Raw genomic sequence first — 13,495 nt, 5'->3', positions numbered from 1 at the left:
GTTCCCGGCTACTGTTGAGTCATGCGTCTCCATGTTGTTGACCACCCGCTGGTCGCCCACAAGCTCACCACCCTGCGCGACAAGCGCACGGATTCCGCCACCTTCCGCCGGCTCGCCGACGAGCTGGTCACGCTGCTCGCCTACGAGGCGACGAGGGACGTGCGCACCGAGCAGGTCGACATCGAGACCCCGGTGACGCCGACGACCGGCGTGAAGCTGTCGCACCCGCGGCCGCTCGTCGTCCCGATCCTGCGCGCCGGTCTCGGCATGCTGGACGGCATGGTGCGGCTGCTGCCGACGGCCGAGGTCGGCTTCCTCGGCATGATCCGCAACGAGGAGACGCTGGAGGCGTCGACCTACGCGACGCGGATGCCGGAGGACCTGTCCGGCCGCCAGGTCTACGTCCTCGACCCGATGCTGGCGACCGGCGGCACGCTCGTCGCGGCGATCCAGGAGCTGATCCGGCGCGGCGCCGACGACGTGACCGCGGTCGTGCTGCTCGCCGCCCCGGAGGGCGTCGAGGTCATGGAGCGCGAGCTCGCGGGCACGCCGGTGACCGTCGTGACGGCATCGGTCGACGAGCGGCTCAACGAGCACGGCTACATCGTGCCGGGCCTGGGCGACGCGGGCGACCGCATGTACGGCAGCGCCGAGTAGTCCGGACCCGTATCGGCTCGAACGGCTAGCTCTTGCAGGGCGCGGCAGGCTTCGGCTTGTTGAGCGCGACCAGCGCCGCGTCCGCCGCCGCCTTCGGGTCGAGCTGCTTGAAGGCCGTACCGATGATCAGGTCGACGTCCGCCGTGGGGCGGGCGTCGACCTTTGTCGTGGCGCCCTTCAGCTGCGTGCCGACGACGGAGAACGTGCCCTTGGTGGCCCCGGGTGCGCCGAGCAGCAGTCCGGTGCCGGGGACCTTCTTGTCGTACGCGGCGGGCGCGTTGCCGACCTTCCCGATGACGAAGCCGCGCTTCTTCAGCTCGTCCGCGGTCGCCTTCGCGAGCCCGCCGCGCGGGGTCGCGTTGTAGACGTTCACGGTGATCTGGGCCGGCTTGGGGAGGGCGGCGGCGTCGGGCTGCGCACTCGCCTTGGGGACGGGCTTGCAGTCGTTCTGCTTGCCGGCGGCCGTGGTGGTCTTCTCGTCGCCGCCGGAGAAGACGTCCACGAGCTGCAGCGTCCCCCAGCCGGCCGCGCCGAGCACGAGCACGGCGGCCGTAGCCCCGAGGACGATCCTGCGCCGGCGGTGGGGGCGGCGCATGCGCGGGTAGACATCGCCCGTGATGCGGTACTTTCCGCCCATTCCGGGGGGAGTGAGCATGCTCATGAACGCAGCGTAATGCGACCCGCCGGGGATGCCTACTGGATGATCATGTGATCGCGTCCGGATGGGCGCGAAGAGACCCCGAAAGGATCAGCCGGAGGCCCGGAGGGGGCCTTCGGGGCTCAGTCCGGTTCGGGGCTGAGTCCGGTTCGGGGCTGAGTCCGGTCCGGGGCCTCAGTCCAGTTCGAGGACGCGCGCGTGCAGCACCTGGCGCTGCTGGAGCGCGGCGCGGACCGCGCGGTGCAGTCCGTCCTCCAGGTAGAGATCGCCGCGCCACTTCACGACGTGCGCGAAGAGGTCGCCGTAGAAGGTGGAGTCCTCGGCGAGCAGCGTCTCCAGGTCCAGCTGGCCCTTGGTGGTCACCAGCTGATCGAGGCGGACCGGGCGCGGTGCCACGTCCGCCCACTGCCGGGTGCTTTCCCGGCCGTGGTCGGGATACGGCCGGCCGTTTCCGATGCGCTTGAAGATCACACGGAAAGCCTACCGGGCGAGCGGCTCCCGGCGCAGCCACGCGACCCCGGTGGGAAGCTGGGCAAAACGCCTGAAACCAGGACAGGGGTCCGCCATGACCGAGAGCGCGCAGCCGTCGTCCGAGCCCTGGGCGGAGATCGCCGCCGGGTACGCCTTCGACGGAGCGGCACTCGAATTGGGGGCGGTGCTCTGGGACGGCGCGTGTCACCCGGACGCGCGGGTGCGCGTACCGCTGCCGATGCTCAACCGGCACGGACTGGTCGCCGGCGCCACCGGCACCGGCAAGACCAAGACCCTCCAGCTGCTCGCCGAACAGCTCTCCGCGAACGGCGTGCCCGTCTTCCTCGCCGACGTCAAGGGCGACGTCTCCGGCATCTCCGCGCCCGGCCAGGACGGCGAAAGGGTGCGCGAACGGGCGGGGCAGGTGGGCCAGGAGTGGACGGCGACGGGATTCCCGTGCGAGTTCTACGGGCTCGGGGGCGAACCAGGCGGTACCGGCATCCCCATCCGGGCCACCGTCACCGGCTTCGGTCCGCTGCTCCTCTCCAAGGTGCTCCAGCTCAACCACACCCAGGAGCAGTCGCTCGGCCTGATCTTCCACTACGCCGACAGCAAGGGCCTGGAGCTGATCGACCTCAAGGACCTGCGGGCGGTGGTCGCGTTCCTCGTCTCGGACCAGGGCAAGGCCGAGCTGAAAGGCATCGGCGGGCTCTCGACGGTCACCGCCGGGGTGATCCTGCGCGCCATCACCGCCTTCGAACAGCAGGGCGCGGCCGGTTTCTTCGGGGAGCCGGAGTTCGACACGGCCGAGTTCCTGCGGACGGCGCCGGGCGGTGACGGGCGCGGCATCGTCTCCGTACTCGAACTGCCCGCCGTACAGGACAGGCCGCAGCTCTTCTCCACCTTCCTGATGTGGATGCTCGCGGATCTGTACGGGGAACTGCCCGAGGTCGGCGACCTCGACAAGCCCAAGCTGGTCTTCTTCTTCGACGAGGCCCATCTGCTGTTCAACGGGGCCTCGAAGGCGTTCCTGGAGTCGGTCACCCAGACCGTGCGGCTCATCCGCTCCAAGGGCGTCGGCGTCTTCTTCGTGACGCAGACCCCGAAGGACGTGCCCGCGGACGTCCTCGCCCAGCTCGGCAACCGCGTCCAGCACGCGCTGCGCGCCTTCACCCCGGACGACGCCAAGGCGCTGAAGGCGACCGTACGGACCTTCCCGAAGTCGGCGTACGACCTGGAGGAGGTGCTGACCGGGCTCGGTACGGGCGAGGCGGTCGTCACCGTGCTCAGCGAGAAGGGCGCCCCGACCCCGGTGGCGGCGACCCGGCTGCGCGCCCCGCAGTCGCTGATGGGACCGGTCCCGGCGGCCGACCTGACGGCGGCGGTACGGGCCTCGCCGCTGTACGGGCGGTACGCGGAGGCGGTGGACCGGACGTCGGCGTACGAGAAGCTGACGGCGGAGCAGCGGGCGGCGGAGCACGTCGCTGAGCAGGCCGCCGCCGAACAGGAGAGAGCGAGGACCCCTCAAGCGAATGAGGAGCCCTCGCTTGTCGAACAGGTCGTGGGAAGCGGCCTGTTCAAGTCCCTGGCGCGGTCCGTCGGCACCCAGCTGGGCCGGGAGATCAGCCGCTCGCTGTTCGGGACCGCGCGCCGGAAGCGCTGACTACTCGGTCACCTCGTCGTGGTCGCCGTGCAGGCCGCCAGTTGGGCCGAGCCCTCCGGGCCGGCGCCCGCGCCGGGGTGATGCGAACGTGCGTGCCTGTGATCGCTGGTTGGGGTGGCGGCTGAGGGATTGGGGTACGCGTGTGCGGCGGTCGTGCATACGCTCCTTCGAGGGGTTCGGGATGCCGTGGCGTCCTGAACCGGGGTTGGCGAGGGGGCGAGATGGTGCTTATGGGGGCGGTTGTGGGGGCCGGCCATGCCCGGTATACCTACCGGCTGCGCGTGTCGTCCACGGCCCGCGCTGCCTTGTCGGCGGAGTGGGATCGGTGTCGGTGGGTGTGGAACGAGTGTGTCGCCAAGTCCAGGGCCGTACACCTGCGCAACACGGCCACCGGGCAGAAGGCCACGTGCGGCCCGGCTCAGCTCGACAGGATGCTGACCGAGGCCCGTGTCCGTATGCCGTGGCTGCGTGCGGGATCGTCGGTTCCCCAGCAACAGATCATCCGCGACTTCGGCAAGTCCCGCGCCAAAGCACACAAGGACGTCAAGGACCGCCTGCCCATGGCGCGCCGGGCCGGCATGCCGAATTGGAAGACCAAGCGCGACGCATTGCCGACTCTCAACTACACCAGGCACGGGTTCCGGCTGAAGGACGGCCGTCTGCACCTGGCGGGCGGGATCGAGCTGAGGGTGGTGTGGTCGCGGGAGTTGCCGGCTGAGCCGTCATCGGTGCGTGTGTACCAGGACAGCCTCGGGCACTGGTACGGCTCGTTCGTGGTTCCCGCCGAGGTGCGGCCGCTGCCGGAGACCAGTCGTGTGCTCGGTGTCGACTGGGGCGTCAGGGAGACCGCCACCACCACGTCCGACGCCCACGATCTGCCGCACGCCGAGCACGGCCATAGGGCCCAGGTGAGGCTGAGCCAGTATGACCGGATGATGGCCCGCCGCAGGCCGAAGGAGGGGCAACCGGCGTCGAAGGGCTACCGCGAGGCAAGGAAGCTGCGGGCGAGGGCGTACAAGAAGGTGGCCCGGCAGCGTGAGGACACCGGCCGCAAGTGGGCCAAGAAGGTCGTACGAGATCACGACGCTGTCGCCGTGGAGGACTTCCGGCCGAAGTTCCTCGCCAAGACCAACATGGCCCGCAAGGCCGCTGACGCCGCCATCGGCGCCACCAAGCAGGCCCTGATCGAGATGGGTCGCAAGCACGGGCGGGACATCCGCCTCGTCCACCCCGCGCACACCACGATGGACTGCGCGCAGTGCGGAGCGAGAGCCAAGCACGCACTGCCCCTGGGTATGCGCACCTACACCTGCACCGCATGCGGAGCCTCGTCCCCGAGGGACAAGAACTCCGCACGCGTGATGCTTGTCCGGGCTGGTCTCATCCCGGCTGGTGGTGATGGCGCAAGACCTCCTGGAGCGCCGCTCCAGGAGGCAGCCTGAGCCAGGAATCCCCTCCCCTCAGGGAGGGGAGGATTCAAAGAAGTCCTTCCCGATGGCCATGGCCGCCGCCTGCTGATTTCGCGGCCTTGGCAGCGGCCTTCATCTCCTGCTTGTGGGCCCGCACTTTCGCCAGTGAGTCCGCGTCGGTGATGTCGGCGGCCGAGCGGTAGCAGTTCTGCTCCCCGTACGGCCCGGCCGCCTCCCGCCAGCCCTTCGGGTGCACTCCGTACTGCTTGCCGAGCAGCGCGAGGAAGATCTGCGCCTTCTGCTTGCCGAAGCCCGGCAGCGCTTCCAGGCGGGCCAGCAGCTCCCTGCCGTCGGCCGCGTCGCGCCACACCGCCTCCGCGTCGCCGCCGTACTCGTCGACGAGGAAGCGGCACAGCTGCTGGATCCGCTTGGCCATGGAACCGGGGTAGCGGTGCACGGCGGGCTTCTCGGAGAGCAGCGCGGCGAACGTCTCGGGGTCCTGGGCGGCGATCTCGCCCGCGTCGAGGTCGTCCCGGCCCATGCGGGTCGCGATGGTGTACGGGCCGGAGAAGGCCCACTCCATCGGCACCTGCTGGTCGAGGAGCATGCCGACGAGCGCGGCGAGCGGGGAGCGGGCGAGGAGCGCGTCGGCGTCGGGCTGCTGGGCGAGGTGGATCGTGGGGCGCGTGGGGCTCATGCCCTGATCATCGGGCCGGGCGGGTGGCCCCGCCCGGTGGGTCACCCCTCCGGGTCACCCTCCCGCGTCACCCTTCCCTGTCACCCCTCCGGGTCCGTTTTCGCGAAGCGTTCGAGAGCGGTGACGAGGTGCCCGTGGGTCTCGTCGTCGCCGAGGTGGCCGGCCGCCTCGACGATGTGCAGCTCGGCGTCCGGCCACCCCTTGGTCAGCTCCCAGGCGGTGGTCAGGGGGCCGCCCATGTCGAGCCGCCCGTGCACGAGGACGCCCGGGATGCCGGCGAGCCGGTGGGCATCCCTGATCAGGGCGCCCTCCTCCAGGAACGCGCCGTGCGCGAAGTAGTGCGAGCAGATCCGTACGAAGGCGAGCCGGGCGGCGTCGGCGCGGTCGGCGTACGGGGTGCCCTGGCCCTCCAACGACAGGACGGCGTCCTCCCAGGCGCACCAGTCGTTCGCCGCCTTCTCCCGTACGGCCGGGTCGGGGTGGGCCATGCGCGCGCCGTACGCCTCGATCAGCTCCTGGGCGCCGGCGTGCGCGGGCGCGCCCACGGCCTCCCGGAAGCGCTCGTGCGCCTCGGGGAAGTAGGCGCCGACGCCTCCGTACAGCCAGGCCGTCTCGGAGCGGCGGGTGGTGGTCACGCCCGCGATCACGATCTCGGTGACGCGCTCCGGGTGCGTCTCGGCGTACGCGAGGATCAGCGTGGAGCCCCAGGAGCCGCCGAACAGCAGCCAGCGGTCGATGCCGAGGTGGACGCGCAGCCGCTCCATGTCGGCGATCAGGTGGGCGGTGGTGTTGACGGTCAGGTCGGTGGCCGGGTCGCTCGCGTGCGGGGTGGAGCGGCCGCAGCCGCGCTGGTCGAACTGGACGATCCGGTACCGCGCCGGGTCGAAGAACCGCCTGGCCCCGGGCGACGCCCCGGAACCCGGTCCGCCGTGCACGAGGAGCGCGGGCTTTCCCGCGGGGTTGCCGGCGACGGACCAGTGGACGCGGTTGCCGTCGCCGACGTCGAGCATGCCTTCGTCGTACGGCTCGGTGCGGGGAAACGTCTCGATGGGCATCCGCCCGACGCTAGCGGTTGCCCCCCACCCGCGCCTGCGGGTTTTCGCACCAGGCGAGCACATCCGGCCATGCCCCGTACCCGGCGTCGAGGTCCAGGTGCGCGCCCCCGGGCACGTGGTCCGCGTCGAGCCCGAGCGGTACGCCGTAGTGCACGTCGGCGCCCTCGGGGCAGTACGGGTCGCCGCCCCCGTACACGAGCCGGGCGTTCTTCACGTCGAGGCCGGTCAGGTCGAGGCCCTCGGCGAACTCCGCGATCTCCGGGATCGAGGCCGCCACCCCCGGCGACGGCGGCGCGACGAGCAGCACCCGGTCCGCGTCGGGCGCCCGCCCCGCGGCCACCGCCCGCAGCCACAACAGCACGCTCAGACTGTGCCCGAGCACGACGAACTCGCCCCCGTCGTCCGGCCGTTCCCCCTGCCCGTCCAGTGCGTCCAGCCACTCCCCGAGCCGCGGCGCGTCCGCCTCCGGCAGCTGCGGATACCGCACCTCGTGCCCGCGCTCGCGCAGCGCACCGGCGAGCCAGTGCTGCCAGTGGCCGGGCGGGCGGTGGTTCTGGAAGCCGTGCAGGATGAGGAAGGTCTTGGAAGCGCTGGTCATGGCCTGATCATGCGCCGGGGGCGCGGGGCCGGTCCAGCGTTTCCAAGGGGCGGACAGGCGGGGAGATCAGAGGCTCCGCAGACTCAGCAACTCCCGTACGCCCGCCTTCAGTTCCTCCGCCGACAGCTGCTGCTCCTGGGACAGGTGGTGCATCAGGCTCGGTGAGAACGGGGCGAGGAGGAGGTGGGCCAGGAGCGGGGCGTTCGCGGTGGGGCGGGCCTGGGTGATCAGCATCGTGACGTGTGCGTGCGTCGCGAGGTAGGCGCCGCTGGTGTAGCGGGCGCTGGGGGCGGCGGTCTGGGCCGCGAGGAGGATGGCGCGCTGTTCGACGACGCGGTCGACGAGGGCGTCGAGGAACGCGTCGAGGCGCTGGGCGGCGGGGGCGCCGGGGCCGAGCGGGGGCGGGCCGCTCAGGTACGCCTCCTGGAACTGCCGCTCGCGGTCGTCGAGGAGCGCCCACAGGAGCTGGGAGACGTCGCCGAAGCGGCGGTAGACGGTTCCGACGCCGATGCCGCTGGCGTGCGCGACCAGGTTCATGGTGACCGCCTCGGGGCCCGACTCGGCGACGATCCGGGCGGCGGCGTCGAGGATCCTGCGGCGGTTGCGGGCGGCGTCGGCGCGCTCCGGGGCGGGGGCGCCGGCGGTCGGCAGCAGGCTGAGCAGCGGCGCGGGCCGGGCCGTCGGCCCGCCCTCGGCCCGCGGTTTCCTCGTGCTCATCGGCTGCTGCCTGCCCTTCCGTGCCTCTTCCCCCATCGGTCGTTTCCTGCTCCTGAGCATACTCGCCCCTCCGGGTAACCGGATAGCTGTCCGCTTAGCTGGGCCTGGATACCCCCGGGGGTACTTCTGTTATCGTCGGCCAGGTCGAATACATACCCCGGGGGGTAATTGAGGGGGTCGGCTATCTCGTTCCTGGAAGGAGTACGGGCGTGTTGGTGACCGTGACCGTGACGGCCCTCGCGGCCGGTGCCGTCGTCGGGCTCGCGCTCGGCGCGCTCGGCGGAGGGGGCAGCGTGCTCGCCGTCCCGGCCCTCATCTACCTGCTGGGCTTCACCCCGGCCGCCGCCGCCACCGCGAGCCTGCTCATCGTGCTCGCGACCTCCGCGACCGCGCTCTACGGGCACGCCCGCGACGGCCAGGTGCGCTGGCGCACGGGCGCGGTGTTCGCCGCGGCCGGCCTCGTGCCGGCCGCGCTCGGCGGGCTGCTCGCCGCACGCGTGCCGGAGTGGCTGCTGACGGTCGGCTTCGTGGCGGTGGCGGGGTTCGCGGCGGTACGGATGGTCCGCCGCGCTCCCGCGCCGGACGCGGGGCCGAGGCGCCGCTCCGCCCCGGCCGTCGCGGGCGCGGGCGCCGGGCTCGGCGCGGTCACCGGGGTCCTGGGCGTGGGCGGCGGCTTCCTGACCGTACCGGCGCTCGTCCAGGTCGTCGGCCTGCGGATGCGCCCGGCCGTCGGCACGAGCCTGCTCGTCGTCGCCGTCAACGCACTGGCCGCGCTGCTCGCCCGCTCGGGTACCGCCGCGCCACTCGATTGGGCGGTCGTCGCGCCGTTCGCGGGGGCGGCGGTGCTGGGCGCGTGGGACGGGCGGCGGCTCGCCGCCCGCGTACCGGCCGACAGGCTGCGAAGAGCCTTCGGCCTCCTCCTGCTCGCGGTGGCGGCCCTGATGCTTCTGGACCTGCTGCTCTGATTCGCTGATTCGCTGCCTACGCCAGCGACAGGAAGAGCTTCTCCAGCCGGGCCCGCATCTGATCGGGGTCCTCGCCCGTCCTGCGCCCGCTCTCCATGTCCGTGAGGCACTGCTGGAGCCCGGTCGCGATGATCGCGAACCCGGCCCGGTCCAGGGCGCGGGAGGCGGCGGCCAGCTGGGTCACGACCTCCTCGCAGTCGCGGCCCTCCTCGATCATCCGGATGACCCCGGAGATCTGCCCCTGCGCCCGGCGCAGCCGGTTCAGTACGGACTTCAGCTCGGCGCCCGCGAGATCCAGTTCCACGACCACTCCTCCACAGATACCCCAGGGGGTAATTTACTCCCCGCCACGGGGTCCCGTCGAAGACCAAGGATGACACCTGCCATGGCCCTGACCACCGCCCTCGACGCCGACCAGGCCCACGCCCGCCTCGCCGAGCTCACCGTCGTCGACGTCCGCAGCCCCGCCGAGTACGCCGGCGGCCACGTCCCCGGCGCCCTCAACGTCCCCCTCGACCGCCTCGACCAGGCCGTTCCCGCTCTCAGGGAAGCCGCCGCCCGCGGCGCACTCCTCGTCGTCTGCCAGTCCGGCAACCGCTCCCGCACCGCCTGCGCCCGCCTCGCCGCCCATGGCATCCCCACCCTCGACCTCACCGGCGGCACCGCCGGCTACGCCACCCGCGGCCACACCCTCGCCCGCCCCACGGGCGCCCCCGCCCGCACCCCCTGGGCCATGGACCGCCAGGTCCGCCTCACCGCCGGCACCCTCGTCCTCCTCGGCCTCCTCCTCGCCCTCCTCCTCCACCCGGCCTTCCAGCTCCTCTCCGCATCCGTCGCGGCCGGCCTGGTCTTCTCGGCCCTCACCAACACCTGCGGCATGGCGGCGATGCTGAGCAGGCTCCCGTACAACCGGACGACGTCATGCGGACCGAACCTGGACACGACACTGGCCCGCCTGCGGGACGGCGGTCAGGGGGCGTGACGCCGAGGGGCCGCCCGACCAGCGGGCGGCCCCTCACGCCGACACTCGGCTCAGGGGCTCAGGCCCGGCCCTGACTCACTGCCCCCGGGCGGCCGCCGTCCGGCGCTCGAACTGGCCGAGGTGGACGACGACGGAGCCGTAGAAGCGGTCGACGGCTTCGTCCACGCTGCGGATGAACCCGGACTCCGTGCTGCCGCGGCTCCCGCCCATGCCCTTGAACAAGGAGAGCCGGAAGCCCGTGATCGCGGCCCCGTCCTTCGGCAGCAGATCACCGGGCTCCGGCCGCAGCCGCTCCAGCGTGCCGCGCGGCCCGTTCCGGCCCTCCACCAGCGTCTCCACGTGCAGGTCCGCCGGGGCTTCGGCCAGGACACGGACGAGCCGCTTCGCCACGGACAGCGGATAGCCGCTCTCCGGGGCGGGCACGTCGACGGAGGTACGGATCTTGCCCGTGCGCAGATCGGCGGTGATCGCCAGGATGCTCTGCGCACCGTCCATCCGCACCTCCGCCGAGAGCCGCCCCTCCTCGCACAGCCGGTCCCCGAGCTCCGCACGGCGGGACGCGGGATCCGTACCGCGCTTGGCCCGCTGCACGGGCAGCACCTTCTGGCCGAGCTCGCCGCCCAGCCGCAGGCACACCTGGCGGACGAGCCGCTCCCAGCTCTCCACGACCTCGACGGCGCGCGGATCGCCCTGGCAGAGGGTCTCCGCGTCGATGCCGTTGCGTACGGGGACCCAGGACGGGCCCATGTTCTGGAAGCCGTGGCAGCCGGAGTTGTCGTGCTGCAGGTAGTGCAGCAGCTCCTGGAGCAGCCAGACGTGGGCGGCGTTGCCCACGCCCTCGTGGCGGATCAGGAGCTGGGCCTGATGGGCGACCTCGGCCCATGACAGGTGCCGCAGTGCGACCTTGTGCTTCCGCCGTCCGTCGATCTTCACGTCGACGAGCGGACTGCCCTCCAGGGCCACGTCGTTGGAGAGCGTGATGACGGCCTCGTAGCCGCGCCGGGCGGCGATGTCCATGTAGTTCTGGACCTGCTCGGCCTTCAGCGGATTGCCGTTGGTCTTGGTCTCGACGAGCGCCGTCCAGAGCTTGCCCGCCCGCTCCACGCGGATCACGCCGTCGGGCCGCTTCGGGGTGTCGCCGTGCGGGAGCGACACCTCCGTGAAGGTCTGCATCCGTCCGGCCGGTGCGCCGAACGCGGCGGTGAGCCGCCGCCCGAACTCAGGCACCTCCGCCATCACCGACAGCAGCACGGAGGTCGCCCGGACCTCGCGCTCCCGGTCGCTCTTGTAGGACGGGACCGGAAACAGCCGGGCCGGCCGCCAGGAGTCGTTCTCGGCCAGGGACTTCCTGGCGGTCCTGGGGAGCGTGACCTTCTTCTTCGCGGTGCGCGGGCCGCGTCGGCGCGTGGCGGCCGTGCCCGACGATTCGGCCGACGGGCCGGTGGCGTCGGGGACGTCAGGAGAGGTGGTGGCCTGGGCGGGCAGGGCGATGCCATGTGCGGAGGGAATCGCGGCGGCCGCGTGGCCCCCGGCGCCGCCGTCGGCTCCGGACCCGGCGGCGCTCCCCGCGTCGGCCTCCCCGGCCTCCTTGCCCTCTCCGCCATCGTCCTCGGTGCCGGCCTCGTCCTCGACGATGTCGATGCCGAAGTCGGTGGCGAGACCGGCCAGCCCCGTCTCGTACCCCTGGCCCACGGCGCGGAACTTCCACTCCTCCCCGCGCCGGTACAGCTCCCCGAAGATGAACGCCGTCTCCACCGTAGCGTCCGTGATGGAGAAGCCGAGCAGTTCCTCGCCGGCCCGGTCCGAGACCGTCATGCGAAGGTCTTCCAGGTCGCCGAACCGAGCGCCGCCGTACTGGCTGGCCGCGACGAGGATGCTCGACACGTCCTCGGGGACGGCCGACAGGTCGAGCCCGATCCGGTCCTCGCTGCCGTCCGCGGTGGGCGTCTTCCCGAGAAGCTGCACGCTGCCGTCCTCGGCGGCCGGGTGGTTGTAGAAGTAGAAGTCCGCGTCGCTGCGCACCTTGCCGTCACCGTTGAGGAGCAGGACGGAGACATCGGCGTCGCCGTCACCCGACGCGCTGCTCCAGCTCAGGCTCACGACGACCGCGCCCGTGTCCTCGCTCAGCGTGGCGAGGCCGACGTTGGCTCCCTTGGACATTTCGTGCATGCGTCCCCCCGGACCGTTCCGTTCGCTTCCGATACGTGCGCCCCGGGGGAACCGTAGCGTCCGGTAAGGGGAATTGAGGAGGCATTGTGAAACTCGGGCGTCCCGACGTCACGGGTCGAGCCGCGCCGCCCGCATCTGCAGATAGCGCCGTTCCGGGAGGCTTTCGGTCGCGCGGGCGGCCGTGCGGTAGGCGGCGGCCGCGGCTCGGTGGGCGCCGGTGCGTTCGAGGAGGTGGGCGCGGACGGCGGGGAGGCGGTGGGCGGTCACCGGGGCCGGGAGACGGGGTTCGAGGGCGGTGAGGGCGGCCAGGCCCGCCTCCGGGCCGTCGGCCATCGCGAGGGCGACCACGCGGCCCAGTTGCGCCATCGGGTCGTCCGGGATCTTCGTGAGCAGGACGTCGTAGAGGGCGAGGATCTGCGGCCAGTCGGTGTCGGCCGGGTCCGTCGCCTCGTCGTGGAGGGCGGCGATGGCGGCCTGGAGCTGATACGGGCCCGGCGGGCCCTCCGTCAGGGCCTCCTCGACCAGGGCCGTGCCCTCCGCGATCGCCGCCCGGTCCCAGCGGGAGCGGTCCTGCTCGTCGAGCGGGACCAGCTCCCCGTCCGGCCCGGTGCGGGCCGCGCTGCGCGCCTCGGTCAGCAGCATCAGGGCGAGCAGCCCGGTCACCGCGCCCTCGCGGGGCAGCAGCCGTCGGACCGCTCGGGTCAGCCGGATCGCCTCGCGGGCCAGGTCGGCGCGGTGGAGCGCGGGGCCGGAGGTGGCCGTGTACCCCTCGTTGAAGATCAGGTAGAGCACCCGCAGCACGGAGCCGAGGCGGGCGTCCCGGTCCGCCGGGCCGGGCGGGCGGAAGGGGTGGTCCGCCCCGGCCGCCCGCAGCTTCGCCTTCGCCCGGCTGATCCGCTGCGCGACCGTCGCCTCCGGCACCAGGAACGCGTGGGCGATCTCCGCCGTCGTGAGGCCGCCCACCGCCCGCAGCGTCAGCGCGATCCGGGCGGCGGGCGCCAGCACCGGGTCGCAACACAGGAACAGCAGCGTGAGCGTGTCGTCGTCGGCCGGCGCCGCCCGTACCTCGCGCGGCTCCAGACGCACCGCCGTCTCCTCGCGCCGCGCCCGCGCCTCCTCCGACCGCAGCGCGTCCACGAGCCGTCGCGACGCCACCCGGATCAGCCACCCGCGCGGATTGCCCGGCACCCCGTCCCGCGGCCACTGCCCGGCGGCCGCGAGCAGCGCCTCCTGTACGGCGTCCTCGGCGGCGTCGAAGTGCCCGTACCGGCGCACGAGCGCGCCGAGGACCTGCGGCGCGTGCAGCCGCAGCAGGTCCTCGACGGCGTACGAAGGGTTCAACGAGGTCAGCCGGGGGCGTTCGGGTCGATCGGGGGCGGTCGGGGTGGGTCGGGTTGGTCGGGGTCGGTCGGGTCGGTCGGCGGCGCCCGCCGGCCCGGGCGGGGGCCGCCCGG

Annotated in this window: 14 protein-coding genes; 5 read left to right on the top strand and 9 right to left on the bottom strand. The window is 72.7% G+C overall.

Annotated features, from left to right (window positions below; all coding sequences use genetic code 11):
- Window positions 1-21: 21 nt before the first annotated feature.
- Complete coding sequence (gene upp / locus ACWEJX_RS25530) at window positions 22-657, top strand: uracil phosphoribosyltransferase (protein ID WP_389210526.1); 636 nt, start codon at window positions 22-24, stop codon at window positions 655-657.
- Window positions 658-682: 25 nt separating this feature from the next.
- Here the strand turns inward: upp and ACWEJX_RS25525 are convergent, their stop codons facing one another.
- Both ACWEJX_RS25525 and ACWEJX_RS25520 read right to left on the bottom strand, forming a co-directional pair.
- Complete coding sequence (locus ACWEJX_RS25525) at window positions 683-1,318, bottom strand: LytR C-terminal domain-containing protein (protein ID WP_451609734.1); 636 nt, start codon at window positions 1,316-1,318, stop codon at window positions 683-685.
- Window positions 1,319-1,489: 171 nt separating this feature from the next.
- Window positions 1,490-1,786, bottom strand: coding sequence for a type II toxin-antitoxin system VapB family antitoxin (locus ACWEJX_RS25520; protein ID WP_003949502.1), 297 nt, complete (start codon window positions 1,784-1,786; stop codon window positions 1,490-1,492).
- A 94-nt stretch (window positions 1,787-1,880) separates the two neighbouring features.
- Between ACWEJX_RS25520 and ACWEJX_RS25515 the strand changes: the two genes are divergently transcribed.
- Together ACWEJX_RS25515 and ACWEJX_RS25510 are read left to right on the top strand one after the other, a co-directional pair.
- Window positions 1,881-3,449 (top strand): helicase HerA-like domain-containing protein, encoded by a 1,569-nt coding sequence (locus ACWEJX_RS25515; RefSeq protein ID WP_451609733.1) that lies wholly within the window; start codon window positions 1,881-1,883, stop codon window positions 3,447-3,449.
- A gap of 221 nt (window positions 3,450-3,670) precedes the next feature.
- On the top strand, window positions 3,671-4,891 hold the full coding sequence (locus ACWEJX_RS25510) for an RNA-guided endonuclease InsQ/TnpB family protein (RefSeq protein ID WP_451609732.1): 1,221 nt from the start codon (window positions 3,671-3,673) through the stop codon (window positions 4,889-4,891).
- Window positions 4,892-4,925: 34 nt separating this feature from the next.
- On the opposite strand, the gene ACWEJX_RS25505 is transcribed toward ACWEJX_RS25510, so the two are convergent.
- The 4 genes from ACWEJX_RS25505 to ACWEJX_RS25490 form a co-directional block, all read right to left on the bottom strand.
- Window positions 4,926-5,555: an HhH-GPD-type base excision DNA repair protein gene (locus ACWEJX_RS25505; RefSeq protein WP_451609731.1), complete on the bottom strand. Its 630-nt coding sequence runs from the start codon at window positions 5,553-5,555 to the stop codon at window positions 4,926-4,928.
- An 80-nt stretch (window positions 5,556-5,635) separates the two neighbouring features.
- The gene (pip, locus tag ACWEJX_RS25500) at window positions 5,636-6,610 is read right to left on the bottom strand and encodes a prolyl aminopeptidase (protein ID WP_451609730.1); all 975 of its coding nucleotides are present in this window, start codon (window positions 6,608-6,610) and stop codon (window positions 5,636-5,638) included.
- Between the two features lie 10 nt (window positions 6,611-6,620).
- Window positions 6,621-7,208 carry an RBBP9/YdeN family alpha/beta hydrolase gene (locus ACWEJX_RS25495; protein ID WP_451609729.1) on the bottom strand — a complete coding sequence of 196 codons (588 nt, stop codon included), beginning with the start codon at window positions 7,206-7,208 and terminating at the stop codon, window positions 6,621-6,623.
- Window positions 7,209-7,274: 66 nt separating this feature from the next.
- Complete coding sequence (locus ACWEJX_RS25490) at window positions 7,275-7,925, bottom strand: TetR/AcrR family transcriptional regulator (protein WP_451609728.1); 651 nt, start codon at window positions 7,923-7,925, stop codon at window positions 7,275-7,277.
- 215 nt (window positions 7,926-8,140) lie between these two features.
- Between ACWEJX_RS25490 and ACWEJX_RS25485 the strand changes: the two genes are divergently transcribed.
- Window positions 8,141-8,890 carry a sulfite exporter TauE/SafE family protein gene (locus tag ACWEJX_RS25485; protein WP_451609768.1) on the top strand — a complete coding sequence of 250 codons (750 nt, stop codon included), beginning with the start codon at window positions 8,141-8,143 and terminating at the stop codon, window positions 8,888-8,890.
- Between the two features lie 16 nt (window positions 8,891-8,906).
- On the opposite strand, the gene ACWEJX_RS25480 is transcribed toward ACWEJX_RS25485, so the two are convergent.
- Window positions 8,907-9,194 (bottom strand): metal-sensitive transcriptional regulator, encoded by a 288-nt coding sequence (locus ACWEJX_RS25480; RefSeq protein WP_451609727.1) that lies wholly within the window; start codon window positions 9,192-9,194, stop codon window positions 8,907-8,909.
- An 81-nt stretch (window positions 9,195-9,275) separates the two neighbouring features.
- Between ACWEJX_RS25480 and ACWEJX_RS25475 the strand changes: the two genes are divergently transcribed.
- Window positions 9,276-9,872, top strand: coding sequence for a rhodanese-like domain-containing protein (locus ACWEJX_RS25475; RefSeq protein ID WP_451609726.1), 597 nt, complete (start codon window positions 9,276-9,278; stop codon window positions 9,870-9,872).
- Between the two features lie 75 nt (window positions 9,873-9,947).
- On the opposite strand, the gene ACWEJX_RS25470 is transcribed toward ACWEJX_RS25475, so the two are convergent.
- On the bottom strand, window positions 9,948-12,041 hold the full coding sequence (locus tag ACWEJX_RS25470) for a TerD family protein (protein ID WP_451609725.1): 2,094 nt from the start codon (window positions 12,039-12,041) through the stop codon (window positions 9,948-9,950).
- A 108-nt stretch (window positions 12,042-12,149) separates the two neighbouring features.
- Window positions 12,150-13,382, bottom strand: a complete 1,233-nt coding sequence (locus ACWEJX_RS25465) for an RNA polymerase sigma factor (RefSeq protein ID WP_451609724.1) — start codon at window positions 13,380-13,382, stop codon at window positions 12,150-12,152.
- Window positions 13,383-13,495 lie beyond the last annotated feature (113 nt).

This window comes from Streptomyces sp. NPDC004788 (assembly GCF_053601115.1).
This window is presented reverse-complemented; position numbering and strand designations above follow the sequence as displayed.

Bases quoted from the DNA above. Each gene is read 5' to 3' on its own strand.
- ACWEJX_RS25470 (WP_451609725.1), bottom strand. From the start codon at position 12,041: ATGCACGAAATGTCCAAGGGAGCCAACGTCGGCCTCGCCACGCTGAGC.
- pip (WP_451609730.1), bottom strand. From the start codon at position 6,610: ATGCCCATCGAGACGTTTCCCCGCACCGAGCCGTACGACGAAGGCATG.
- upp (WP_389210526.1), top strand. From the start codon at position 22: ATGCGTCTCCATGTTGTTGACCACCCGCTGGTCGCCCACAAGCTCACC.
- ACWEJX_RS25490 (WP_451609728.1), bottom strand. From the start codon at position 7,925: ATGAGCACGAGGAAACCGCGGGCCGAGGGCGGGCCGACGGCCCGGCCC.
- ACWEJX_RS25515 (WP_451609733.1), top strand. From the start codon at position 1,881: ATGACCGAGAGCGCGCAGCCGTCGTCCGAGCCCTGGGCGGAGATCGCC.
- ACWEJX_RS25475 (WP_451609726.1), top strand. From the start codon at position 9,276: ATGGCCCTGACCACCGCCCTCGACGCCGACCAGGCCCACGCCCGCCTC.
- ACWEJX_RS25495 (WP_451609729.1), bottom strand. From the start codon at position 7,208: ATGACCAGCGCTTCCAAGACCTTCCTCATCCTGCACGGCTTCCAGAAC.
- ACWEJX_RS25525 (WP_451609734.1), bottom strand. From the start codon at position 1,318: ATGAGCATGCTCACTCCCCCCGGAATGGGCGGAAAGTACCGCATCACG.
- ACWEJX_RS25505 (WP_451609731.1), bottom strand. From the start codon at position 5,555: ATGAGCCCCACGCGCCCCACGATCCACCTCGCCCAGCAGCCCGACGCC.
- ACWEJX_RS25510 (WP_451609732.1), top strand. From the start codon at position 3,671: ATGGTGCTTATGGGGGCGGTTGTGGGGGCCGGCCATGCCCGGTATACC.